The following is a 23,958-nucleotide window of genomic DNA, read 5'->3' on the forward strand; positions in this document are numbered from 1 at the left end:
TCAGCGTAGAGGCCCCGAAGCATCGTCGGCGACGACGGGTGTCAGGAGGGCCAGATCATCACGATGTACCACAATCGAGTGAGTGCCGAGAATCGCCGTAGAATCGAGTCGGCTCAGACCACGAGCGAAGATCTCCCCGTTGGCCGTTACGATCTCCACGCTCGCACCAGACATGAACCGACCCTCGACCTCTCGAACACCGACCGCCAGCAGCGAAGCTGTGCCAGAACGCAAGGCGCGCTGGGCCCCCTCGTCGATCACCAGCCTGCCCTCGGGATCGGTGGCATAAGCGATCCAAAGACGTCGTGCTGACTCACGCACACCGAGTGCAGGAATCAACGTCGAAGGATATGGACGTCCCATGACCGCGTCCTCGATCACCGCCTCCGTCTCGGCAGATGCGATCAGACAGGTGACTCCCGAACGCGCAGCGATGCTGGCAGCGGCCAGCTTCGAGGACATGCCACCGCTCCCACGGCCTGAAATCGACCCCTCGGCTTGGACGGTTCCAATTTGGTCAACCTCGAGCCGTTCCACGAGACGCGCACCCCGAACAAGGCGTGGATCGGCATCGTAGACGCCGGGTAGATCGGTCAACAACAATAAGAGATCGGCATGGACCAGATGTGCAACCAATGCAGCAAGTCGATCGTTATCGCCAAAGCGAATCTCCTCATTGGCTATTGCGTCATTTTCGTTGATCACCGGAACGACGTTGAAGCTGAGCAACGCATTCAGCGTTGATCGAGCATGCAAATATTGCCGTCGATCACCGAAGTCCTGCGGTGCAAGGAGTATCTGACCGATCCGGATGTCGTGGGCTCCAAAGAGAGTGGACAACTGGCCAAGCAGTTCGATCTGTCCAAGGGCGCTCAGCGCCTGGAGCATCGAAGCCTCGCTCGGCCGAGGGATCTCGAGGCGACGCACACCGAGGGCGATCGCCCCCGAGACCACCAAGACGACCTCTACCCCACTACGGCGCACCGAGTCGATGCCTCGCACCAACGCGGTGGCGACATCAGTACGGAACTCACCGGAATCGGTGGTCAGCGAGGTCGTGCCGACCTTCACCACCAACCGGCCAATTGGCATCAGTCCTCCTCGAAGGTGAACTCAAAGCTACCGACTGTGACCAAATCGCCCTCTCGACATCCCAGACGCCGTAGCATGCGAAACACGCCCATCCGCTCGAGTCGGGTATGAACAATCGCCAGAGCATCGGCCTGACCAAGGTCGCTCAACCCAACGGCGTGGAGAGCATCACGTCCTTGCACTACAAAACTGGAATCCCCCGTGCGTTCCACCTGAACCTCAAAATTTGGGCGAGGGCGATAGATCGTTCGCTCGACGGCCCTTGGCTGCGCGGCTCGAGCCGAGTCCACGATCCTGGCGAAACCGTAAATGACCGACGCCATGTGACGACGATCGACGTTGGAAACGACGCCAACCAGCGGTACGGCGAAGTGCTCACCAACGCGTGACATCCGCGCTCTTGCCTCATCCTCATCTTCAACAAGATCAAGTCTGGTGCCAACCAATACCCTTGGCCGATCACCCAGCGACTCCTGGTAGTTGGTCAACTCATGAAGAAGCTGTGCGACCTGCTCCGCCATCTGGGCTTCATCCAGATCAGCGGGCACCACGAGTGCCAAAGCGACGGCTCGCTCAACGTGTCGCAAGAACGCATGTCCCAGCCCGCGCCCCTCGCTTGCACCCGCGATCAACCCCGGGATGTCAGCGACGATGTACTCCGTCGCATCGGTTGGACGCACGACCCCAAGATTCGGCACTAACGTTGTGAAGGCATAATCGGCGATCTTTGGACGAGCACGGGAGATATTAGCGATAAGGGAAGATTTGCCGACATTGGGCTCGCCGATCAGACAGATGTCGGCTTTGAGTTTGAGCTCTAGATTAAACCAGTACTCCTCCCCGACCTCGCCCTGCTCGGCAAAGCCTGGAGCACGCCGTCGATTCGACAAAAAGCGAGCGTTCCCCGCCCCTCCCCGCCCTCCACGAGCCACCACGACCGAGGCACCTGGCTCCGCGAGGTCAGCGACCAACGTTCCATCGAAATCCCGTACCACCGTCCCCAGCGGTACCCCAACGACTTGATCACGTCCACCAGCGCCATGCATCTTCTTACCCTGGCCATGAGCACCGTCGCCACCGCGTCGAAAGGGTTGGTCTCGGAATACGATCAGCGAGGCAAATTGCGGGTCGACCGTCAGAATCACATCGCCACCCTTGCCACCGTCGCCACCGTCGGGCCCCCCACGATCCACGTGAGCTTCTCGCCGAAAAGAGACTGCCCCCGCTCCTCCGTTACCAGCCTTCACATGGATTTGGGCAGCATCTACAAACTCAGCCATCGTTACCTCGTCACAAACAGAAAAAAGGCGGAGTCAAAGACCCCACCTTCTCAATTTACTGGTCTTTCTCTGGCTTGGCGTTCCAAGCTACGCCTTCCGGACTGGCCGATCACCACCAACAGCGGCGACCACGCCCTGTCAGTGCAATGCCGTCTGCTGCGCCATCAACCGTCCTTAGCGTCCCCGACTGGCGTCAGACACGCTCCGCCGCCTACCTTAAGGTTGTGATCAACCCCGAGGGCGGTCACGAGCTTTACGCCCACGTCGCCCAGTGCGGAGTTATCCTCGTCAATGACCGACCGTTGGCCTCGAGAGAGTATCGTAGCTGGGATAATCTCGGGAGACACCCCTAGCTAGGACAACGCTCGCGACCGACAGGCCCCAAGCGTGACCACACAAATCAGTTTGCGGGTGAGTCATCCTCACGAGGCACCACCGACACCACCTTGCGTCCTCGATGCACTCCATAGACGACCTGCCCGAAGTCCTTAGCGAAGAGGGTATCGTCACTGCCGCGTCCCACGTTGGTGCCTGGATAAAACTTCGTGCCACGTTGGCGCACCAGGATGGAACCGGCTTGGACCGTCTGGCCGCCGTATACCTTTACACCCAGGCGCTGCGCGTTAGAATCGCGACCGTTCTTCGTCGAACCGCCACCCTTAGTCTTTGACATACGTTCCTCACTTCCTAAAACACTACAGAGAATAGCACCTGCGCGAACCGCGGGCTTGGCTCACGCTCGCCTCGCCACACGCATTCCTAGCGATGTCGATCTCGCTCCCGATGCTGATTCCCCCAGCGATATCGCTGAGCCGCTCGAACCTACCTATGCCCAAGGATCTGCTTACAATGATTCGCTCACAGCAAGTAACCGGCTGACCACCTGTCGTTAGGTCAGGGCCGATCGAGCAGTTGCGACGATGACGCTCAACCTCAATGGGCGTCCATCACCATGGCTACTCAGCGACGATCGACGTGATCATCACGCGGGTGTACTTTTGGCGATGACCAAAATGCTTCCGCTCGTTCGCCTTGGACTTATACCGGAAACCGATCACCTTCACGCCTTTAACTTCTTCAACGATTTCGCCTCGCACGACAACACGTGAAAGCTCATCCGAGCGCGAAAGCACCCGATCATCGTCGACAAAGAGAACAGGACGAAGGGTGACCTCATCACCGCTTTGCGCATCAAGGCGCTCAACGAGAACCGTCCTACCCTCAAACACCTTGGCTTGCTTCGAGCCTACATCAACAACTGCATACATATCGGGACCAGTATAGGACTTATTGGGCGATCATCGGGTCGATACAATACCCACTACCACCACAGGTCGGGCAAATTTCGGACAACGCCTCGACGAGCCCCTCTGCAATCCGATGCCGAGTCATCTGCACGAGGCCGAGTTGGGACATCTCGTACACGTGAGTCTTGGTCTTGTCCCGAGTCAGCGCCGCTCGAAACGCTCGCATGACGTCTTCACGATTCTGGGCCTCGATCATGTCCACAAAATCGATGACGATGATCCCACCGATATCACGTAGACGCAGTTGACGCGCAATCTCCTCGACCGCCTCGAGGTTGTTTTTGTGAATCGTCTCCTCCAGCGACACCGTGCCGACGTTCCTTGAGGTGTTCACGTCGATCACGGTAAGTGCCTCCGTGCGGTCGATCACGATCGAACCTCCAGAGGGTAGCCAGACCTTGTGTTCGAGGACCTTCTGCAACTGCTCGCGAACGTGAAAATGGTCGAAAATAGCCAGTTTCTCGGCACTAGCATCGAAATACTCGACACGATCAGCCAGCTCGGGGGAGATCGCCGCGACGTAACCCGCGATCTCATCGTAGAGAGCACGATCGTCAATGGTGATGCCACGGAACTCCCGGTTGAACTCCTCCCGGATCACGCGCACCGCTGATGGTGGTTCACGGTAGAGTAACGCTGGCGCGTGGGCTGACTTGCCCATCTCCTCGATCTTCTTCCACGACTCCATCAGGCTATCGATATCGCGTTTGAGCTCCTCTTTGGTGGAGCCCTCAGCCGCCGTCCGCAGAATCACGCCAAACCCCTCCGGGGCCACATCGTCGAGGATACGGCGCAGTCGGCGCCGCTCATCGTCGGGCAGTCGCTTTGAGATCCCAAAGCTACCCCCACCAGGCAACAGCACTGCGAAGCGACCTGGCAGCGAAACCTCCTGGGTGAGGCGAGCACCCTTTTGGGCGATCGGATTCTTGACCACCTGGCAGATCACCACCTGCTTGGGCCTCAGGAGCTGCTCGATGCGAACACTGCGGTCGAAAGACTCAAGATCCTCCCGATCGTAGCGGACATCGCCACGATAGAGAACCGCGTTCTTGTTGGTGCCGATGTCGACAAACGCCGCCTCCATGCCAGGGAGCACGTTTGCAACCCGCCCAAGGTAGATATTGCCGCTGATGTTGGACTGCGAATCCGATGCCCGTGAGACAAAGTGCTGGATCAGCGTTCGCCCCTCCAGGATGGCCACCTGCGTCACATCGCCGGCGACATGCACCACCATCTGGTACCGGCCCACCGGACGCCCGTGGCGTTCGCGCGGGGCACGCTGGGCAAAGCGGCGCTTGATCTTGGCTCCTGCGTCGAGCGTCTCTGCGACCTGACCCTGAATCTCCATCTCCACCGGTGCCGGCTGCGGCTTGGCTGGACGTCTCCTGGACTGTGAACGACGAGGCTTGGTTGCCGCCCCCTCTCCCGGTGCCGTCGCGGCCTGCCGAGACCGGGTATTCGAACGCCGATTTGTAGATCGTTGGCTGGTAGCAGGCTTAGGTTCGCTCGCTACCCCGTCGGATCCGGACGCAGCCGGATTGATATCTCCCATGTAAAAACCTTTCAAAATTATTCGCGCGAGTCTCGCGGTGCAATTGGCGTCGAGGCAAAGCCGATGCTCCTCGTTGCAACTGGCGTTGATCGCGCGGAGTAGAACGCACGTTACAGCACACCAACTCGGTGAAGCCACATCCGTCGACGATCAACAGCGCATCACTGTTCGTCAATCGGGTAGGCAGGCACTGCAACATCTCACTCGACAGTGTAGTAGGCAAGCCAGGAGCCTCGCTCGCCACGCCCGAGGTCCACCGCATGACCTCGATCGGTGGCCAACACGTCAACCCCCAGAGCTCACACCGGACTTGGTTGGCGGTGTGGTCGCTGACCCTGAAGTTTCAGTCGACGTGCTTGTGGTACTGGTTCCACTCTTCTTGCTCGCCGCTGAATCCTTGGCACCCGAAGACCGCTTGGTACTCGGCGCATTGAGTGCCACCGTTGATCCGGCCGCCAGATGCTTGAGACCATAGGTCGGAGCCCCAACGGGATGGTCTTTCAGGTACTGAAAGATCTGCCGCACGACCGGGGCAGCTCCGCTGTCGCCGAAACCACCCTCTTTAATGACCACCACGACCACATATTTGGGATGCGGCTCAGGACCAAAGGCTACGAACCAAGCGTTGGGCACCTCACCGTGAACCGAAGCCGTACCCGTCTTACCGGCAAGCGTATAGGTGCTCTCTGGCCATCCCAGAAAAATGCCGTGTGCGGTTCCCAGTGGATTCGAGATCACACCTTCGAACCCTGCGAGGATGGCCGCACGAACCGACGGGCGCAACGGCACATGCGTGGCGACCTTAGGAGCAAACCGCTTGATCAGCTCTCCATTGTCATTCACAATCCCCTCGGCTATTCTCGGTACATATCGAGTTCCACCGTTGGCAAAGGTCGCGTAGGCATTCGCCATCTGCAGCGGCGTGATCTCAGTGAGTCCCTGACCAAAGGACATCTCCAACTGGTCAGCAACGTACCAGGTGTCGTATGGGTATGCCTGCGGATACAAGGCATGCAACTTCTTGCGCAACGCCGGCGAGTCCACCATGCCAGCAGCCTCCCCCGGCAGCGCGATACCGGTCGGTGATCCCCAACCATACTTTGCAGCCATATTCTGGATCGGAGTGGGGCCAAACTTGGATTGCTGCGTGTAGAAGCGATACCCCAAGGTGTAGAAGAACACATCGTCGGAAGCGCTGATAGCCGTGCTGATATCGATCGGCCCCAAGGTCTCCCCGCCCGAATTGTGGAGGCTACAAAATGATCCGGTACAGTTGGGAATCACGAAATGGCCAGTGTCGTCGATGATGGTGGTCGGAGTCAACAAGCCATCCTGCAAGGCTGCCGACGAGGTCGCCAGCTTAAAGGTCGAGCCCGGGGTATAGACCCCCGAAATAGCCCGATTCAAGAGGGGATCTCGTGAGTTCGGAGCCGTTAGCTTCGCATAGTTGGCAGTGGAGATACCACCAACCCACTGACTTGGTTGATAGGTCGGATACGAGGCCATGGCGAGCACCGATCCATCGTTCACGTTCTCCACAACCGCCGCCCCAGTCACATCGTTGGAGTAGCGACCAAAATAGCTGTTATAAGTTCCTTGGAAATGATTGACCCGCTGGGCTAGCAATTTGTCCACATATTGTTGGAGCGGCAACGAGATCGTGAGCTGCACGTTTCCCCCTGGCTTTGCACGGGTCCTGGATGCAACCCCCACCTCCTGTCCGTAGGAATTAACGATCAGCTTCTCCAACCCTGGAGTGCCATGGAGGTAGTTCTGATAACTTGCCTCAACGCCGGAGAGACCAATCTGATCACCCGGTGCATAGCCTTTGGATGCGAGTTTGGCAAGTTGTTGAGGGTTGATTGCACCAACATAGCCCAGTATATGAGCGGCAGTCGAGCCATAGGGATAGGTCCGCTGGGTTTCAAATGTTGTGGTAACCCCTGGAAACTGGCTTGCATGCTCAGCAACGTACAGGGCGGTCTCCTGTGAGATGTTTGATCCTATCGGCGTCGGCACGTAGGCCGAGTATTCAGAGTTGCGCAAGTCGGCAGCCACCTGCGATGTCGGTATCCCCAAGAGTCGCGCAACACGACCTTCAACCTTTGGATGCAGCGACGCCTCATACGCAGACAGGCCCAAGACGTCGACCACTTTGTTGCCGGCGAGCACATTCTCTTCCCTCGAGAGGATCAAACCGCGAGGTGCCGGCACCGATACCGTTCGAGTCGAGTTCTGGGCTGCTGCCTGTTGGAAGGTCGGAGCTTCAAGCACCTGTAGCGCATAGAGTCGCGCTACCAGACCCCCGAGAAGAGCCAGTCCTGTTAAGCCCAACAATCGAGCCCTAAAGCTCAGTGAAACTTTATTTGACCGTTCTGGCACCCTTACCTCCGTTCGAGCATCGGGGTTCGCTCTTGAGGTCCAAAGACCAACCGGCACAGCCCAAGGCCGATCACTGCCAGCACCAGGTTGATACCGCCAACGATAATCACCTCATCGACCATCCGTGCATGAAGGGGGTTGCCGATGCCGAGAAGAAACAATACGAGCGAACTCAACACCTCTCCAACGACACTAATGGCTCCAACAATAAGAATCTTGAGAGCCAACGGAGCGGTGGGGCCCACCCGCTCGATCTCACCGGCCAGGTAACCCACGACACACAACACTAGCGCCGAGATACCAAATGGGGTAGTTAAAAACGAATCCACCACAAGACCGGCAAAAAACCCCGTTAAGGCACCAACTTCGCGGCCACGGTAAACCCCGACTGCCGCCACCATCAACATAACAAAGTCAGGATGTACCCCTAACAGGGTCAAATCCCCAGCCCCAGAGCGCTGCACCACCACTGCAGTAAAGACGAGAAGCGGGAGTCCGAGCGCCCGTATCCATCTCATGCGCCACCACCCGGTACCCATTTGAGAACCGCAACGTACTGCAATTCGCCATAGTTGACCAACGGAACCGCCCGAATGCTCTCCTGGAGATCACCCGACGGATTCGACACCTGGGTCACCCGAACTGCGGGTAGGCCAGGAGGGAACAGTTCACCTTGGAGTCCCGAGGTCACCAGCACCGCACCCTTTCGAACCGGGGTTCCCGGAACGACCAGATTGATCAAGAGTGGAGCGCCAGTGCCCTGTCCGACCGCGGCACCGACCTGACCAGACTTGGGAATACGGACACCCACCGTCGATGAGGGATCGGTAAGCATCAGCACGGTGGCAGTACTGGAGGTCACCTGCACCACGCGACCGACCAATCCAGCATCCCCAACCACGGGATTACCCACCTTGACTCCTTGCGCCGACCCTCGGTCGATGACGAACGTGAGCTGTAAGTTACTCGGCGTCATCTGCACTACCTCGGCAGGGATGGAGCCCAAGGTGGTTGCAAACGGCAGATTCGTCAACCTCGAGAGTTGGTTCAACGCATTCACGGCACCGATGTCCTCATAATGAGAACGCTCAAGAGCTCCAATCTTCGACCGTAGCCTGGCAATCTCGCGCTGATCCGATGGGAAGCTGACGATCCCGTGGTAGCTATTTGCCAACGGACGGAAAGCATCATCCAGCGCCGAGCGGGTTGGATTCACAACATCGGCTACCACCCCCTTTAAGGACCCGATGTGAAACCGCGTCGCGTTGAAGTTGATGGTGATCAGTGATACTGACAGCAGAATGAGGACAACAAGGGTTACCCTTGGACGCTCGAGTAGCCGTGACAAGTCGTTGGACGACCTAACGTGAGGAGGTGATCAGGACCTGCTTGAGCGCCTCGAACTCCTCAAGGCACTGCCCAGAGCCAAGGGCGACACACTGCAGCGGGTTCTTCGCAACCACAATCGGCATGCCCGTCTCGTCATGCAAACGATGGTCGAGGCCGGCAAGCAACGCACCGCCACCGGTCAAGACAATGCCCTGGTCCATGATGTCTGCAGCCAGCTCGGGTGGGGTGTTGTCCAGCGTGACCTTGACGGCATCGACAATCGCATTGATCGGCTCAGAGATCGCGGCACGAATCTCCTCGGTGGTCACCGAAATGGTCTTTGGCAACCCGGTGACAAGATCGCGGCCCTTGATTTCCGCGCGCAGCTCCTCCTCGAGCGGATACGCCGACGCTAGCGTCATCTTGATCGACTCAGAGGTGCGCTCGCCGAGGGCAACCGAATATTGCTTCTTGATGTAGGCAATGATTGCTTCATCCATCTCGTCGCCACCGACGCGAATCGAACGTGACGTGACGATGCCTCCCAAAGAGATCACCGCGACCTCAGTGGTGCCACCGCCGATATCGACCACCATATTGCCGGCCGGCTCATGGACCGGAAGACCAGCTCCAATCGCCGCCGCCATGGGTTCCTCGATGATATAGGCCGGCTTGCGGGCGCCCGCGTATTCGGCCGCCTCTTGGACGGCACGTCGTTCGACCCCGGTGATACCGCTTGGCACGCAGATTACCATGCGAGGCTTGCCCATCTTGGATTGACTGACCTTGTGAATGAAATAGCGCAGCATCTTCTCGCAGATCTCGAAGTCAGCAATGACTCCGTCCTTGAGCGGACGAATGGCTTGGATGTTGGACGGCGTACGACCAATCATCCGCTTCGCCTCTGCTCCGACCGCGAGCGGGCGCCCATCCTTGATGTTGATAGCGACAACCGAAGGCTCGTTCAACACGATACCCTTACCACGGACGTACACCAGAGTATTTGCCGTTCCAAGGTCCACGGCGATATCTCTGCCAAACAGACCGCTGCTACCTTTTGCCACTGGACCTCCTATTGCCGTAAAATCGTCACACTACCGCAAGATCGCTTACGTCTGACGAAACTCTGGGAAAAACAACCCGATCTCACGCTCCGCCGCTTCCAAAGAATCAGAGCCATGGATCAAGTTCTCATCAACGAGCATAGCAAGGTCTCCACGGATGGTGCCCGGTGCAGCTTTACCAGAGTCCGTGGTACCCATCATCGCTCTCACGATCTCCACAACTTGGGGCGGGCCCTCAATCACACCAACGACAACCGGTCCACGAGTCAAGAATGTTACGAGATCACGGTAAAACGGCCGATCCTTGTGCTCGAGATAGTGGCGCTCGACGAGTGAGGTCTCCAGTTGCCGAAGCTCCAACGACTGGAACCGCAGCCCACGTCGCTCAAAACGACCAAGGATTTCGCCGACCAACCCACGCTCAAGGGCATCGGGCTTTAAGATGATAAAGGTAGTAGCCATACAAGGGGTATAGGCTATTCGTTCACGGCGCTTGGAGCAGCAGCGTTGGCCGATCTTTACAAAGAATCGTCCCGCAGGCGCGGTGCGATCCTGTAACGAGAACGATCTCAGTCCCAAGCAACCCAAGAAGCTCGCCCACCGGGCGCAGCTCAGAAGAGAAGTCGTAAATGACTGCACGTGGGTACAGCGACCCGACGGCATCCCGAAGCAGCGAGGTCGCGACACCACAGTCCAGGAGACCCACCGCATCGACTTTGTCGATGCCAAGTCCGCGAAGAAACGCCTCCGGGTCGCGTCCATGACTCATTCCAAAGACCACACCGATCGAATGCTCAATGCCAAAGACCTCTCGCAACGCGGACCCAAACGCTTGTGCCGCCTCCACATTGTGAGCAGTGTCGACAACCACAATCGGCTCACCCCGGAGTACCTCGAAGCAGCCAGGCAGATGCAGCCGTGCCAGCCCAGCCTCGATACGTTCACTGTCGAGGTGTCGACCAAGGAGAGCCTCCACCGCGTAGATGGCCAACAACACATTCCATGCACTTGCCTCGCCAAAGAGGGGCACAAAAAACGAACGCTCCCCAAGGGGCGCATGCTCGACAATCTCCTGGCCCCCTACACCGGGGAAGCGATCGAAGGCTAGGTCATCAATCCAGATCGTCGGATTCAGCGCTAACCGTTGGGCGGCTTGCGCCCGCAACGCTGCCTCAAGGGGTCCCAGACATACCGTCGCGCCACCATGAACGATTCCGAGCTTGTGCTCGAGGACATCGGACAGGGTCGGACCAAGCTCTGTGAGATGATCGTGTCCAATCGAGGTAATAACCGCCACCTCGGCATCGATAATGTTGGTGGCGTCATCTCGACCCCCCATGCCGGTCTCTATGACGGCAAACTCACAGCCTTCGAGCGCAAATACCGAGAGCGCAGACACGAAGAGCGCTTCGAAATGGGTCAGACGCCCTACGAGCCCCTCGTTAGTTAAAGTGGCGAGTTGTGAAAGCTCTTCATCGAGTCGTTCAGGCGTGACGGGGACCGCGTCAATCATGACCCGTTCCTCAAGTCGGCATAGGTGGGGAGACCGGAAAAGCCCCACTCGAAATCCCATATCCCCGAGTAAGACGGCTGCCGTGGCAGCGACGCTACCCTTGCCGTTGGTCCCAGCGACGTGAATAAAGCGCAACCCCGACAGCGTCCCGCCGACAACCGCTGACGCCTGACGCACCACATCGACCGACGAGACGGCTACCGAACGGTCATGCTCAAAATTCTCCAGGCCCTGGAGCCACTCGATTCCGCGCAACTACGAAGCTTGCCTCGTGGTTGACCCATCCTGATCGGGAGCCGAGGGGATCAGTGTTGGGGCAACGTGTTCGAGCACCACCTGCTCGTCTATCACACATTTGGTGACATCGTCGCGCGATGGAACCTCGTACATGACATCGAGAAGCACCTCTTCGAGAATGGCCTTGAGTCCACGAGCTCCGGTCCCTCGGAGCATCGCTTGGTCCGCGATCGCATCCAGGGCTTGATCGGTGATCTCAAGCTCCACACCGTCGAGATCGAGGACCTTCTTGTACTGCTTGACAAGGGCATTCTTGGGTTCGGTCAAAATCTCAATCAACGCAGGGCGATCGAGGTTATCGATGGTGCCGATGATCGGCAGTCGACCAATAAATTCGGGCAGAAGTCCGAATTTCAGCAAGTCCTCAGGTTGCACTTCACGCAATACCTCGGTCTCACGCCGAGACTGCGTCATCGCGCCGGCAAAGCCGATGCCACGTCGCCCAAGCCGACTCGCCACGATCTCCTCGAGGCCGACGAACGCACCACCGCAAATAAAGAGGACGTTCGTCGTATCGATCTGAATGAACTCTTGATGCGGATGCTTGCGGCCCCCCTGCGGCGGAACCGACGCAACCGTTCCTTCGAGAATCTTCAGCAGCGCCTGCTGTACACCCTCTCCCGAAACATCGCGCGTGATGGAGGGGTTTTCACTCTTGCGAGCGATCTTGTCGATCTCATCGATGTAGATGATGCCCATCTCCGCACGCTTGACGTCGAAGTCCGCTGCTTGGATGAGCTTGAGAAGGATATTCTCAACGTCTTCACCGACGTATCCCGCCTCGGTCAGCGCCGTGGCGTCGGCGATGGCAAACGGTACATTGAGCATCCTGGCCAAGGTTTGGGCGAGCAACGTCTTGCCACAACCCGTCGGCCCTAGCAACAACACGTTGGACTTGGCGAGCTCAACATCGTCCTTGACGCCACTGCGGATACGCTTGTAATGGTTATAGACAGCTACCGAAAGTATCTTCTTCGCCGACTCTTGCCCAATCACGTAGTTATTCAAGAACTCCATGATCTCTTTGGGCTTTGGCAGCTTATCGTCCGTCTGAGGCTCGGGTTTGGCCCCAAGCTCCTCAGAGATGATGTCGTTGCACAACTCGATGCACTTGTCACAGATATAGACGCCAGGTCCAGCAATCAGCTTGCGCACCTGCTTTTGGGACATCCCGCAAAAGCTGCACTTCACCATCTCTTGGCCTTCACCAATTTTCGCCATGGCCAACCCTCTCCTTGCCCTCTACCGCTACCATATCGCAATCGCAGCAACGATTGACGTAGTTCGCAGAGAGTTCTTATGCTCCTGCCACATCTCGACTGGAAAATACCTCGTCGATGACTCCATACTCAAGCGCCTGATCTGCCTCGAGGATAAAATCCCTATCGGTGTCGTGCGCGATCTTCTCAACCGTCTGACCGGTCGCGTCCGACAGCATCTGATTCAAGAGGTCACGCATGCGAAGGATCTCCTTTGCTTGAAGTTCGATATCGGTCGCCTGCCCACCAACGCCACCGTAGGGCTGATGCAAAAGGATCCGTGCGTGTGGCAAAGCGTAACGCTTGCCTTTGGCCCCAGCCGCCAAAACAACGGCGGCAGCAGAGGCTGCCTGGCCAAAGCACAGCGTGGAGACATCAGGGCGAATGTAACGCATCGTGTCGTAAATAGCGAACAACCCCGTGATCTCGCCGCCTGGCGAGTTGATGTAGAGGTTGATATCCCGATCAGGGTCCTCATACTCAAGATAGAGCATCTGTGAACAGACAAGGTTAGCGACTGCATCATCGATCGGCGTTCCAAGAACGATAATCCGCTCACGTAAAAGCCGCGAATAAAGGTCATACGCTCGCTCGCCCCGAGAGGACGTCTCAATGACGGTAGGAACCAAATAATTATACGCTTGCATGCAACCTCTCGATCTCCAATCTCTGCGTATCACGTAAGCGCGATAGCGAGCAATGCATCCATTCTAGCGGCGCGGCGACGGTTATTCCTCGGGAGCGCCGACGGGCTCTGCGGCTTCATCGCCGACATGAGCCGATACTGCATCTTCCGTCTGCTCAATCAGCTGGTCAAGCCCGAGCTGTGAGAGCGTGACCTCGTTGCCATCGACATCTTTTATCGCGACGAGATTGGCGAGCCGCCGATAGGCCCTTTGCTTGATGAGCGACGCGCGCACCGACAGCTCCTGGAGGGGCGATACTCCCCCAGATCGCTGCTCGAGTGCCCCAGCGGCCGCGAGCCTCGCAATCTCCGCCTGTACCTCTGCGGGATCGACACTGACCGCTTCGTCGATCGCGATCGCTCGCAGTGCAAGATCCCATAAGACCGACTGGGCAGCCTTAGAGCTCAACTGTCCGGCAAGCATGTTCTCATCGATCTGACTCATGTCAAGATACCGACGAAGCGAGATCCCCGACCCATCCAATGCATGACCAAACTCGTGGAGCTCTTGTTGATACGCTGAGTTCAACAACGACTCCGGGACCGTCTTCGGCTGCACAAGGTCCAGAACCTTCCGGTACAGCTGGTTCTCAAAAATCGATCGGGCCTCGGCGACCCGGCGCGCCGTCATGCTCGTGCGCAAATCGGAACGTAGCTCCTCGACGGTGGCGAACTCCGAGACCTGACGGACAAACTCCTCATCGAGTTGGGGCAACACCAACTCTCGAACGGCAAGTACTTCAAGAACCGTCGAGGCGGCCTCCTTCGCATCCTCTATGTCTTCGCCTCGTGCATCTTCTTGGTTGCCTGAGTCGGTGTCATCTGTGTCGACATCATCCGCAACCACTGGTGTCGCCGGACCCGAGGTCGAAGCAACCGATACCTTCTGGCCAACGGTGGCACCAAGTAAAGCGGCCTCGAACTCTGGCGCAACCTCGCCCTTGCCAAGACGAGCGGTGAGGTAGGGTGTCACCACCTCCTCAGCGTCGCCATCGACAGTGATGACGTTGAAGGTAACCTGATCACCATCCCGAGCTGGGCGATCGGCTTCGTTGACCGTCGCCATCTGCTCTCGAAGATTGTCGATGACTCCGTCAACATCGTCTTCGTTCAGCTCGACGCGTGGTAATTCGATTTCGATTCCACCGATACCTTCGACCTTGACGACCGGGCGTAACGCAACATCGAGTTCAACCTTCACGTCACCCTCGTCGGCACCAGCAACGATGCGAAGACTCGGAGACTCAATGACGTCAAGGCCATTTTCGACAACGACTTCCTCGTAGTGTTCTTGAACCGCCTCTTCAACGGCCTCACGTCGCACCGTCTCCTGACCGAGTCGGGCTACAAGCACTGAGTTCGGAACGTGACCTTTGCGAAATCCCGGAATACGGACCTCGGAGCGCAACCTGCGCACCGCTTGGTCAAGATACGGGCGAAGCTCCTCGTCACGGAGTTCGATCGTTACGATGGCAGAATTGGACTCTTGATGAAATTCAGCAGATGAGCGCATAGCAACCAAAGCATACAAGGTCTTGGCTCAAGGTCATGAAGGTGTTAACGAAGTCGTCCTAACAACCTGCGCAACTCCTCCAGTGAAGTCCCATCTTGCAACGCTTGTTCAGGGTTCTCAATGCAATAGACAAGATGTGCCGTTAAGTAATTGATCGCGGCCCGGTCAAGTGCCTTCGCAACCGCGGCAAACTGCATGGAGAGTTCCTTGCAGTCACGGCCTTCGGCCACCATACGCCGAATACCACGCACCTGGCCCTCGATCCGGGATAACCGCCGATCGAGGTCCGCCTCTTCCTGCTCGAGATCAGTGAAGCTAACGACAGGCTTCTCGGATGTTGTTGCACCGACTTTTGCTGTTCCAGCATCCGCATCCGAATCACTGGTGGCTATGGTTTGAGAATCGATAGCCCAATGATTATCTATCGCAGTGGCCTTCGCCTCACCGACCTGGGCCATCGCTACCTCTCCGAGTAGCTCCGACATCGATTCAATCTCCATGCAACCCTCACTCATCCTCGACGCGAAACACCAGTGCTTCTTTGTACCCCAACCATGAGCGCCCTGTGTTGAGGATTGCCCTCTTGCTGGTTGCTATGTCTGCCACTGAAGTACCGACAATCACCAAGGCATCGGCCATCACCATGGTTTCGATCGCAGAGAAGCGTGCAGCCATCGGCTTGTCACCACCGTTGATCAAAAAGCAGTCTAGCGACCTAGCCCCACCGATACCGTAGGGGGTTATCGTCCCAACCATGATGGCGCATGCCGATCGTCCACATCAGGGGAGAATACAGAGCGGGTGACGGGAATCGAACCCGCATGGCCAGCTTGGAAGGCTGGAGCTCTACCATTGAGCTACACCCGCAAAAGGAACGCAAAGTCCCGTCGGGAAGGCGGGATTTGAACCCGCGACCCCCTGCTCCCAAAGCAGGTGCGCTACCAAACTGCGCCACTTCCCGCAACCGCTGAGTTTAGCTGTTCATTCGCCAATTGCCTCTAAATTTGTGCGATGACGGTACCGCAGCCAGATAAACCCGACAATGGCCACCACTAAGACCGCGCCCAGAACATATCCGAGGTCCGATACGATCTTGACGAGCACGGTGTAATTTGCGCCTAGCCAATATCCAGCTAGCGTCAAAAGCCCAACAAACGGAACGGTACCGATCAAGGTGTAAAGCGAGAAGCGACCAACCGGCATCTCGGCCACTCCGGCGGGCAGGCTGATCACCGAACGCACTACCGGCAGGAGCCGGGAGATGATCACCGCCGCCTCACCATGGCGCTGGAACCAACGCTCCGCTCGATCAAGATCCTTTGGTTTGACGAAGACAAATCGACCGAAGCGCTCAACCAGCGCTCTCCCACCGGTTCTTCCGATTGCCCACAGCACCACGCTTCCGATGAGGTTGCCGACAATGCCGACAACCATGGCGCCGATAAGGCTGAGTTTTCCCGAAGCCGCAAGCACGCCTGCAAGCGTCATTACTAGCTCGGAAGGGATAGGTATCAGGGCCGACTCAAGCGTCATCAGCACGAGGATCGCGAGTAATCCATAACTCACGACGTACGTGTCTACAAAGGAATTCATGGGCCCTAGCGTAGCTTCCGCAATCCCCTCTCACATGCGAATTCAGAAATTCTTACCGTGTTCCTATGCACCCTCCAAGGCAAATTGACCTGGTGGTTTGGGGCCAAACATCGATTGAGAAGGACTTAACACCCCGGCCAGCCCACCAGCGGGAGTGCTAGCCTGAAAGGATGGAGCTGCCCCTACCTTGCTCGCTAACGCCGACGAAAGTCACTGCCTTCAAGGATTGTGCCTACGCGTTCCGTCTTTCCGTGATCGACAAGGTACCCCAACCGCTGTCGATCTGGACCGTCAAAGGCGTGCTCACGCACCGAGCGTTGGAGCGCTTCTATTTCGACGTTCCCGCCGTAGCCCGAACGCCTGCTCGAGCTCGAAGCATTGTCCATGATGAGTTTGTCCGAAACATCCAAAGCGGATATGCCGCAACATTCTTGGCAGAGCTTCCAGAGTCAGCATTAGCCCGCCTCGGTCGAGAGGTTGAGCAGCTTGTGCTCAACGTCTTCACGCTTGAAGACCCGACGAGAACAACCGTGCTCGGGGCTGAGCTAATGTTGGAGGCTCCAATTGGCGACGTCTTAGGCCGTGGCGTCATCGACCGCCTGGATCGAGACGAGAACGGTGATCTTGTCGTGGTAGATTACAAGACAGGCCGTCCCCCAAACCACACCCACGAGCAGGACAAGCTGGCTGGAGTGCTATTTTACGCCCTCTTAGTCGAACGCGTGCTCGGCGTGATGCCCAAACGGGTGAAGCTCATGTATTTGCGTGACCGCATGGTAATTGAGTCGGATGCGACGCCACACCGACTTCATGCCGTCGAGGGGAAGACCACGGCGATCTGGTCAGCGGTTCGCATGGCGTGTGAGACCGGGAACTTTCGTCCTCGACCATCGAGGCTTTGCAACTTGTGCGCCTATCGGTGCCAATGCCCATGCTTTCTCAACACAGCCAACGAGGTCGATGGCGCGAAGGACGCAAACCTTCGACCATCTCCACATGAGAGGACGCTCCGAGATTGACCGGACTCGATCGCTTTGACACGGCCATCGATAACGCCTTCGAGCCTCTCAGGCAACGTCGACAGCTGAACCGACTTTTTTACTCACTTTCCACACTCGCCGACCACTCGCTCATCTGGGAGCTCATCGCGTCGGCACTGGCCATCACGTCACGCCGACGCCCACGCGCGTTACGTGCCGGGATCGCCCTTGGGGTAGAGTCTGTTCTCATCAACATCGGTATCAAGTCGCTCTTTTCGCGGCGGCGTCCGATCGATGCCTCCTTTGAACACCCTCACCATCTCCGATATCCGCGCACGTCAAGCTTTCCAAGCGGCCACGCCACCGCAGCCTTCGCAGCGGCATCGTTGCTCTCAGGACGCACCTGGGAACGCTTTGCGCTCTACCCACTCGCGACGCTGGTCGCACTCTCAAGGATCCACGTGCGCATCCATCATGCCTCCGACGTCATCGGCGGTGCAATCATCGGATTGGCCTTTGCTCAGCTCGTCCGACATCTATGGCCGCTATCGGCCGATCGCAACCAATGACGCAAGGGCCGGATTTGGCCAAAGAACAAGAGTTCGCGAGAAGCCCATAGACTGGTTGTAAAAGCAACCATAAGGAGAGACGACCATGCAATTCGCAATCAACTGGGATTACCGCTGCCCCTTCGCCCGTAATATGCACGAGCACCTCATTACGGCCCTGGCGGATGGCGCTGACTACCAGGTCGACTTCATCCCCTTCTCGCTCAACCAGGTGCATATCGAGGAGGGCGAGCCCGATGTTTGGTCAAACCCTGCCCGCTATAACGAGCTGCTCGCCGTCATGACGGGGATGACGGTTCAGCGCTTCTTTCCGGAGCGGTTCGGAGCCACTCACCTAGCGTTATTCGCCGCACGCCATGATCGCGCTCTCGACATTACCGATTGGACGGTTCTGGCGTCGATTCTCGAGAGCCACGGCGTCGAACCAGAAAAAGTTCGCGATCTGATCGAATCCGAAGGGATTCTGGCCGACTTCAAGCGCCTTCATCTCGGCTCAGTCGAGGAGCACCACGTCTTTGGCGTACCAACCTTCTTCGTCAATGACCAGGCGGCTTTCGTTCGCGTCATGCATCGACCCAACGGCGACGCCAAAGTAGCTCGAGCAACGATCGACCGCGTGCTCGACACCATGACGAACTACCCGGAGTTCAACGAATTTAAGTACACGTCGATCCCGCGGTAGTCACACAACGGCCACCTTGAGCCTACGGCCTCAAGCTACCCAACGGCGACCCGTATGCGGAGCCTCGCACCTGAGTCGCCCATGAGTGCGCACCGAAACCTGCATTGTTGCTCTCGATCCACCGTCTCGCTCGATCAGAGCGCGTGCTTGGTCTCATCAACGCCCTGCATGCTCTATTGAGCACTGCGCCAGCACTGGTGGATCAAGCGTGGACACTCAGCCCGTCATCGTAGTTCCGAAGTTACTACGTAGCGTCTGTGCCCACTCCTCTGGCGAGTAGTCGATCATCGACTCGAGGCACAGACGCTCAAAGTAGGTCACATCGCTTCGGTAATAGGAATCCATTGGGGCACGCGCGACGATCCGCAACAGGAGCCCTGCGCCAAACTCCTTGCTTTCGGGTGTTGCCCCGATCAAGGAAAAATTGAACGACTGCACGCCGATCTGTTCATACGTCGAAAGCACCAGGGCCAAGCCGGTGGCGAGCTGGTAGATATCTGGATCGCTCAACTCTACAATATCGCCGATGGATGGCGCAATCGCCCAAGCCTCGTAAAATCCGGATGGAGCAAAGGGAACCAACCAGGCAAACGGATCCATATGGGCAACGATCCGCTGACTCTGCGCATCTTCAAGCGCGATCAGCTCCTCGAAATACGGCGTCCCATACGTCGATAGATGCTCCTTCGAGGCCGCAAGCAGCTTCGCCTGTGCGCCTAGGGGTACGCTATCGTGAGACGATTGGATGTGAGGGTGGATCAACGAGCTACCCGCGGGTGGAAGATAATTCGCATTGATCGACGAGTAGATCAACTCGGGCCTCTGTTGGCGAACCGCCTTGCCGTGTTGGGCGATCGCGAGCAAGACGTCGTAGACGATCGCTGACGTCATGGCTGTGAGTGGGAGAAAATGCCGGCTGACGTCGTAGACCCCTACCGCAGACACGCTAGAGTAGGCGATCACGTTCGGGACGACCCAAGCATTGCCTACGATGATTCTTCCATTCCTTGCGATTTCTGGCGAAAATGGGGCGGTCGCCTCTGTGATCGTATCGGCACAGAATGGACAAAAGCCGCTGCGCTCCACCACCGAACCGAGCTCAACCGGACCAGGTGTCAACTTGGCGCCCTCAATTAACCTCGTCCCATGTCCAAAGAGTGGATCGACCCGATGGACCAACCGCGCCGGACGGAAACCACCGTGTTCGAAGTCGGGTACCTCTGCTTGCAGTTCGTGCTCCTGAAATAAAATCATCCAGTTTTCTCCTCCGCGCCAGACCCATACTTGGAGACTAACCTAGTCGTGGTGGACCGACTCCTCAACGAACCCCGCCTCAAGGACATCTTTGCCGCGCTGATTGACGTAGTCAGCAAGCTCGACATGGACGAGACCTTGTCGCTGCTCGCCGATCACGCTCGAAACCTCACACGATCTCGCTACGCAGCAATTGGCGTCTTAGATCCCGAAGATCGTGAGAGGCTCCTCGACTTTGTCACCTCGGGCATCGAGGACGCCGATCGCCATCGTATCGGTGCACTCCCATCTGGACATGGCCTTCTCGGGGCTGTGATCAGCTCGAGGTCACCAATCTCCTCCGACGCCATCGCCGACGACCCCAGGTCTGTCGGCTTCCCGGACCATCACCCTCCGATGCATCGGTTCCTCGGCGTGCCAATCATCACCAACGAACAGGTCTTTGGCAACATCTATGTTACCGACCGACTCGATGGCAAATCCTATGACGAGATCGATCTGGCAATCCTTGAGACGTTGGCGACTGGTGCGGCGGCAGTTATCAACAATCTCCTGCTGCGCCAGGCGCTCTCGCGCGCACAGGTTGAGGATGATCGTGCCCGTATCGCTCGAGAACTCCACGATGATATCGTTCAGCGGCTCTTCGCGGTGGGCCTCCAACTCCAAGCAGCGCTTCCAAGCCTCGAAGATTCTCGCGCTCAGACCTTCGTTCAACAGGCGATCAGCGATCTCGACGCTGCGATCGCCGAGATCAGAACCACCATCTTCGAACTCGAGGCGACCCGAGGCGACTCGCCACGTGCGACCATCCTCGACCTGGTATCACGACTCTGCGTCATCGCTAATCTCGCCCATCATGTGATCTTCTCGGGACCAGTTGACACCATCTTGACGGATACGACCAAGACGCTCGCCCTCAACGTCATTCGCGAACTAGTGACCAATATCATCAAACATGCCCGAGCCAGCGAAGTCCGTCTCGACATCACCGTGTCAGACAGCCTGACCATTATCGCCACTGACGACGGTATCGGCATCCATAATGGTCCGCACGAAGGCCATGGACTCAAAAACCTCGCAACCAAGGCCACCAGTCACGGGGGGACCTTCTCAATCGTGGCGAGTCCCCTCGGTGGGTCTCGTGCTACCTTCAGGATTCCCCTCGGCTAACTCGGAGACAGTGGCGAGTTCGAAGAGTCGCGACAGACACCGCCCGTACTTTTGTCGGAACCCACCGGCCAAGAAGCTCGGCGGGAAAAGTTCATCCAAGCTGATACCCCGGATCCGCACCGGCACACCGAAGTCATAGAGTACGTCCACCAGGCTACACAGTCGCAGCGCGTCGACCTGGTTCTTGATTGGCTGGGCATCGACGATCTCGACACCACCAAGTTCACGAACCACGCCACGGTATCGGATTGAGTGCACGCGACTCAGCTCGTCGCACAGCGTCGAAAGTGCAACGGTGACGGCATCGGATCCAAGCGGCTTCGGATCGTCAACCGGCGTGTCAAAACGAAACGCACGTCGCCGAAAATCGCCGCCCTCAATCGTGAGAACCTGAAACGAAGCGGCGAGCCCTTGAATCTCCCGCAAGAAATCCTGAGCGGCAAAGCGACCCTCGCCGAGGCGTGTCGGCAACGTATTCGAGGTGACAACCAAGTTCGAGCCGGCTGCCATAAGCTCCTCGCAGAGGCGGCTAATCAACACCGTGTCACCGGGATCATCGAGTTCGAACTCGTCAATCGCGACGAGCGTCGCCTCCGCAAGCAGCTCGCGAGCGCCGCCAAAAGTGAGGGCGCCAACAAGGCTGGTCAACCCAGAAAAGGAGACATAGTACTTCACCCCCTCCCAGGCATGGAAGGTGGCGGCCAACAGATGCGTCTTGCCAACCCCGAAGCCTCCGTCAAGATACCAACCAATCGGTGCGTCGGTGCTGGCTTCCCGGCGGAGATGCCACCTGGACGGAGCTGGCCTCGAGCGCTGGTCAACGAAGTCAATCAGGGTGTCTTTGGCATGTTGTTGTGCCGGGAACTTTGGATCCGGTCGATAGGAGGCGAAGCTGGCATGAGCAAAGTTCTTGGGTGGAACAAGCGACGCGACGAGCTCGTCCTGCGTCGGCGCCGTTGCCGGGTGACCAAGAAGTTTCTCCATGTAAACCATGCTATGGCCGCGGTGGACCAGCCAAGCACCCGACCCTTGCTCTGACTGCTGTACCTAGGGCGACCTGCTAGGGTGCGCTAGTAGTGATTCCCACACAACATGGATCGTGCGAACCCCGATGACCATATCCCATCACGCCGACGGCCGCGAGCCTCTCAGCTACGATCAGCTTCTTGAGCTCTATCCGCTCATCAGCCCTCAAGCGCTTCGCATCAACATGGTGGTATCCCTTGATGGCAAGATCGCCGTTGAAGGGCGCTCACATGGCCTCTCGACCCCGCTGGATCGACAGATTTTTCACTTCTTGCGCGCAACCGCGCAGGTCATTCTCGTTGGTGCCGGCACCGCGAGAACCGAAAAATATCGAGCACCACAACTCAGCCGTGAACTCGAACTGCTGAGACAACGCTTGGGTATGGTCAGACCCTTGCGGATCGTCATCGCCTCGAACCAACGAGCGCCAAGTTCGACGCCATCGACCCAGGCCACAGCGACTACGGTAAGAGCAGCGCCAGCTAGTGCGCAAGCAGCTCGCGAGCAAACCGCTTTTGACTATCGCCAAATCCCGCCCTCCATCGACGGCGAAGGGCTTGCAAACCTGCTCGGAGTCGATCCTGATCATCCAGGAGGGATTCTCTGCGAAGGAGGTCCGACACTCTTTGGCAACTTACTCGACCGCGGGCTCGTCGATGAGTTCTGCATGACGCTTCGCCACCTCGTTGTCGGCGCCAGCTCTCCTCCCCTCGTTGATCAGAAGTTGACCACCCCAATAGATTTCAACCTTGTGGCCCATATCACCAGCGAGCAAGCGACTTTTTTAAGACTCACCAAACCCAACTAGCATAGAGACATGCAACTAGGTCGCATCGCCAGAGACCATGACCGCGTCTATCAGCAAGCACAAGCCTTCCTCGAATCCCAAACCCAGCTTGACGATTCTGGATCACCGGTCCTCGCCTGGGAGGATGGGCCCACGCTTGCGGCCCTTAACGCCTACCTCGTTGACAGTGTTGGGCTCGTCACCATCGAACAAGCCGACTACTTCGGAGCGCCTTTTACGCTCAACCCGAACCGCAGGAGCGCCACCCTCAACGTACAGCGCCGCCTCTCTCGCATCGCGATCATCACTGTGATTTTACGCTGCTGGGGTGCCCATGGTCCACTCAGCAACGAGACACCCAATCTCACCGACCTGTTCATCAGTGTCGCCGAGGAGGGCGGGACCTATCCAATGCCGAACGCCATGGCTCTTGCCCTCCTCGAGGCCGAGCCAAACCTTGTAATAGAGCCTCCTGCGATCATCGAGGCCATCGGGCGCATCGGCTACGAAAAGCTGTGGGCGATCGGGTTCTCAGCCATCGAGTGATTGGCAAACATCTGGCATCGTCCACGTGAGCGGTCCAAACCAACGAGAACGTGTTCGAAGACAACCCCGGCAAGGACA

The 23,958-nt window shown here is 57.8% G+C and carries 24 protein-coding genes and 2 tRNA genes; 6 read left to right on the top strand and 20 right to left on the bottom strand.

What is annotated here, in order from left to right:
• From proB to MP439_05015, 18 genes are all read right to left on the bottom strand, one after another.
• On the bottom strand, positions 1-1,092 hold the full coding sequence (proB, locus tag MP439_04930) for a glutamate 5-kinase (GenBank protein ID MCI2975405.1): 1,092 nt from the start codon (positions 1,090-1,092) through the stop codon (positions 1-3).
• Positions 1,092-2,372 carry a GTPase ObgE gene (gene obgE, locus MP439_04935; protein ID MCI2975406.1) on the bottom strand — a complete coding sequence of 427 codons (1,281 nt, stop codon included), beginning with the start codon at positions 2,370-2,372 and terminating at the stop codon, positions 1,092-1,094. The genes proB and obgE overlap by 1 nt, the downstream gene beginning before the upstream one ends.
• 400 nt (positions 2,373-2,772) lie before the next feature.
• Complete coding sequence (rpmA, locus tag MP439_04940) at positions 2,773-3,045, bottom strand: 50S ribosomal protein L27 (GenBank protein ID MCI2975407.1); 273 nt, start codon at positions 3,043-3,045, stop codon at positions 2,773-2,775.
• Positions 3,046-3,328: 283 nt separating this feature from the next.
• The gene (gene rplU / locus MP439_04945) at positions 3,329-3,601 is read right to left on the bottom strand and encodes a 50S ribosomal protein L21 (GenBank protein MCI2975408.1); all 273 of its coding nucleotides are present in this window, start codon (positions 3,599-3,601) and stop codon (positions 3,329-3,331) included.
• A 58-nt stretch (positions 3,602-3,659) separates the two neighbouring features.
• On the bottom strand, positions 3,660-5,231 hold the full coding sequence (locus tag MP439_04950; GenBank protein ID MCI2975409.1) for an Rne/Rng family ribonuclease: 1,572 nt from the start codon (positions 5,229-5,231) through the stop codon (positions 3,660-3,662).
• Between the two features lie 285 nt (positions 5,232-5,516).
• Positions 5,517-7,565 (bottom strand): penicillin-binding protein 2, encoded by a 2,049-nt coding sequence (mrdA, locus tag MP439_04955; GenBank protein MCI2975410.1) that lies wholly within the window; start codon positions 7,563-7,565, stop codon positions 5,517-5,519.
• A gap of 50 nt (positions 7,566-7,615) precedes the next feature.
• Entirely contained in the window at positions 7,616-8,131 is a 516-nt protein-coding gene (gene mreD / locus MP439_04960) for a rod shape-determining protein MreD (protein MCI2975411.1), read from the bottom strand.
• A complete protein-coding gene (gene mreC, locus MP439_04965; protein MCI2975412.1) occupies positions 8,128-8,961 on the bottom strand; it encodes a rod shape-determining protein MreC in 834 nt (277 codons plus the stop codon). Before mreC ends, mreD begins: the two co-directional genes overlap by 4 nt.
• Positions 8,962-8,974: 13 nt before the next feature.
• Complete coding sequence (locus MP439_04970; protein ID MCI2975413.1) at positions 8,975-10,006, bottom strand: rod shape-determining protein; 1,032 nt, start codon at positions 10,004-10,006, stop codon at positions 8,975-8,977.
• Between the two features lie 45 nt (positions 10,007-10,051).
• Positions 10,052-10,468, bottom strand: a complete 417-nt coding sequence (gene ndk / locus MP439_04975; GenBank protein ID MCI2975414.1) for a nucleoside-diphosphate kinase — start codon at positions 10,466-10,468, stop codon at positions 10,052-10,054.
• 22 nt (positions 10,469-10,490) lie between these two features.
• The gene (locus MP439_04980) at positions 10,491-11,774 is read right to left on the bottom strand and encodes a Mur ligase family protein (GenBank protein ID MCI2975415.1); all 1,284 of its coding nucleotides are present in this window, start codon (positions 11,772-11,774) and stop codon (positions 10,491-10,493) included.
• Positions 11,775-13,037, bottom strand: a complete 1,263-nt coding sequence (gene clpX, locus MP439_04985) for an ATP-dependent Clp protease ATP-binding subunit ClpX (GenBank protein ID MCI2975416.1) — start codon at positions 13,035-13,037, stop codon at positions 11,775-11,777.
• Between the two features lie 76 nt (positions 13,038-13,113).
• Positions 13,114-13,722: an ATP-dependent Clp protease proteolytic subunit gene (locus MP439_04990; GenBank protein ID MCI2975417.1), complete on the bottom strand. Its 609-nt coding sequence runs from the start codon at positions 13,720-13,722 to the stop codon at positions 13,114-13,116.
• A gap of 81 nt (positions 13,723-13,803) precedes the next feature.
• Positions 13,804-15,273 (bottom strand): trigger factor, encoded by a 1,470-nt coding sequence (gene tig, locus MP439_04995; GenBank protein ID MCI2975418.1) that lies wholly within the window; start codon positions 15,271-15,273, stop codon positions 13,804-13,806.
• A 44-nt stretch (positions 15,274-15,317) separates the two neighbouring features.
• Positions 15,318-15,773: a metal-sensitive transcriptional regulator gene (locus MP439_05000; GenBank protein MCI2975419.1), complete on the bottom strand. Its 456-nt coding sequence runs from the start codon at positions 15,771-15,773 to the stop codon at positions 15,318-15,320.
• Positions 15,774-16,069: 296 nt separating this feature from the next.
• Positions 16,070-16,140: transfer RNA gene (locus MP439_05005), tRNA-Gly, on the bottom strand.
• A 20-nt stretch (positions 16,141-16,160) separates the two neighbouring features.
• Positions 16,161-16,234: transfer RNA gene (locus tag MP439_05010), tRNA-Pro, on the bottom strand.
• 20 nt (positions 16,235-16,254) lie between these two features.
• Complete coding sequence (locus MP439_05015; GenBank protein ID MCI2975420.1) at positions 16,255-16,866, bottom strand: DedA family protein; 612 nt, start codon at positions 16,864-16,866, stop codon at positions 16,255-16,257.
• A 170-nt stretch (positions 16,867-17,036) separates the two neighbouring features.
• Between MP439_05015 and MP439_05020 the strand changes: the two genes are divergently transcribed.
• From MP439_05020 to MP439_05030, 3 genes are all read left to right on the top strand, one after another.
• On the top strand, positions 17,037-17,885 hold the full coding sequence (locus MP439_05020; protein MCI2975421.1) for a PD-(D/E)XK nuclease family protein: 849 nt from the start codon (positions 17,037-17,039) through the stop codon (positions 17,883-17,885).
• Positions 17,882-18,415, top strand: a complete 534-nt coding sequence (locus MP439_05025) for a phosphatase PAP2 family protein (protein ID MCI2975422.1) — start codon at positions 17,882-17,884, stop codon at positions 18,413-18,415. The genes MP439_05020 and MP439_05025 overlap by 4 nt, the downstream gene beginning before the upstream one ends.
• Before the next feature lie 85 nt (positions 18,416-18,500).
• Entirely contained in the window at positions 18,501-19,097 is a 597-nt protein-coding gene (locus MP439_05030) for a DsbA family protein (protein MCI2975423.1), read from the top strand.
• 216 nt (positions 19,098-19,313) lie between these two features.
• On the opposite strand, the gene MP439_05035 is transcribed toward MP439_05030, so the two are convergent.
• Complete coding sequence (locus tag MP439_05035; protein MCI2975424.1) at positions 19,314-20,351, bottom strand: hypothetical protein; 1,038 nt, start codon at positions 20,349-20,351, stop codon at positions 19,314-19,316.
• A 48-nt stretch (positions 20,352-20,399) separates the two neighbouring features.
• On the opposite strand from MP439_05035, the gene MP439_05040 reads away from it, so the two are divergent.
• Positions 20,400-21,521 (top strand): GAF domain-containing protein, encoded by a 1,122-nt coding sequence (locus MP439_05040; GenBank protein MCI2975425.1) that lies wholly within the window; start codon positions 20,400-20,402, stop codon positions 21,519-21,521.
• On the opposite strand, the gene zapE is transcribed toward MP439_05040, so the two are convergent.
• Positions 21,462-22,505, bottom strand: coding sequence for a cell division protein ZapE (gene zapE, locus MP439_05045; GenBank protein MCI2975426.1), 1,044 nt, complete (start codon positions 22,503-22,505; stop codon positions 21,462-21,464). The genes MP439_05040 and zapE overlap by 60 nt on opposite strands.
• A 127-nt stretch (positions 22,506-22,632) precedes the next feature.
• Here zapE and MP439_05050 point away from each other — a divergent pair, with 127 nt between their 5' ends.
• The gene (locus MP439_05050) at positions 22,633-23,355 is read left to right on the top strand and encodes a dihydrofolate reductase family protein (GenBank protein ID MCI2975427.1); all 723 of its coding nucleotides are present in this window, start codon (positions 22,633-22,635) and stop codon (positions 23,353-23,355) included.
• Between the two features lie 9 nt (positions 23,356-23,364).
• Positions 23,365-23,880: a hypothetical protein gene (locus tag MP439_05055; GenBank protein ID MCI2975428.1), complete on the top strand. Its 516-nt coding sequence runs from the start codon at positions 23,365-23,367 to the stop codon at positions 23,878-23,880.
• Positions 23,881-23,958: the final 78 nt, after the last annotated feature.

Origin of the sequence: Ferrimicrobium sp., from assembly GCA_022690815.1 — a bacterium.
In the GTDB taxonomy this organism is placed as follows: Bacteria; Actinomycetota; Acidimicrobiia; order Acidimicrobiales; family Acidimicrobiaceae; genus Ferrimicrobium.

Coding starts and splice junctions, on each gene's coding strand:
- mreD (MCI2975411.1), bottom strand. CDS start 8,131: ATGAGATGGATACGGGCGCTCGGACTCCCGCTTCTCGTCTTTACTGCA.
- clpX (MCI2975416.1), bottom strand. CDS start 13,037: ATGGCGAAAATTGGTGAAGGCCAAGAGATGGTGAAGTGCAGCTTTTGC.
- MP439_04950 (MCI2975409.1), bottom strand. CDS start 5,231: ATGGGAGATATCAATCCGGCTGCGTCCGGATCCGACGGGGTAGCGAGC.
- MP439_05015 (MCI2975420.1), bottom strand. CDS start 16,866: ATGAATTCCTTTGTAGACACGTACGTCGTGAGTTATGGATTACTCGCG.
- MP439_05035 (MCI2975424.1), bottom strand. CDS start 20,351: ATGATTTTATTTCAGGAGCACGAACTGCAAGCAGAGGTACCCGACTTC.
- proB (MCI2975405.1), bottom strand. CDS start 1,092: ATGCCAATTGGCCGGTTGGTGGTGAAGGTCGGCACGACCTCGCTGACC.
- MP439_05000 (MCI2975419.1), bottom strand. CDS start 15,773: ATGGAGATTGAATCGATGTCGGAGCTACTCGGAGAGGTAGCGATGGCC.
- MP439_05055 (MCI2975428.1), top strand. CDS start 23,365: ATGCAACTAGGTCGCATCGCCAGAGACCATGACCGCGTCTATCAGCAA.
- tig (MCI2975418.1), bottom strand. CDS start 15,273: ATGCGCTCATCTGCTGAATTTCATCAAGAGTCCAATTCTGCCATCGTA.
- zapE (MCI2975426.1), bottom strand. CDS start 22,505: ATGGAGAAACTTCTTGGTCACCCGGCAACGGCGCCGACGCAGGACGAG.
- ndk (MCI2975414.1), bottom strand. CDS start 10,468: ATGGCTACTACCTTTATCATCTTAAAGCCCGATGCCCTTGAGCGTGGG.
- obgE (MCI2975406.1), bottom strand. CDS start 2,372: ATGGCTGAGTTTGTAGATGCTGCCCAAATCCATGTGAAGGCTGGTAAC.
- MP439_05050 (MCI2975427.1), top strand. CDS start 22,633: ATGACCATATCCCATCACGCCGACGGCCGCGAGCCTCTCAGCTACGAT.
- rpmA (MCI2975407.1), bottom strand. CDS start 3,045: ATGTCAAAGACTAAGGGTGGCGGTTCGACGAAGAACGGTCGCGATTCT.
- MP439_04990 (MCI2975417.1), bottom strand. CDS start 13,722: ATGCAAGCGTATAATTATTTGGTTCCTACCGTCATTGAGACGTCCTCT.
- MP439_05020 (MCI2975421.1), top strand. CDS start 17,037: ATGGAGCTGCCCCTACCTTGCTCGCTAACGCCGACGAAAGTCACTGCC.
- MP439_05030 (MCI2975423.1), top strand. CDS start 18,501: ATGCAATTCGCAATCAACTGGGATTACCGCTGCCCCTTCGCCCGTAAT.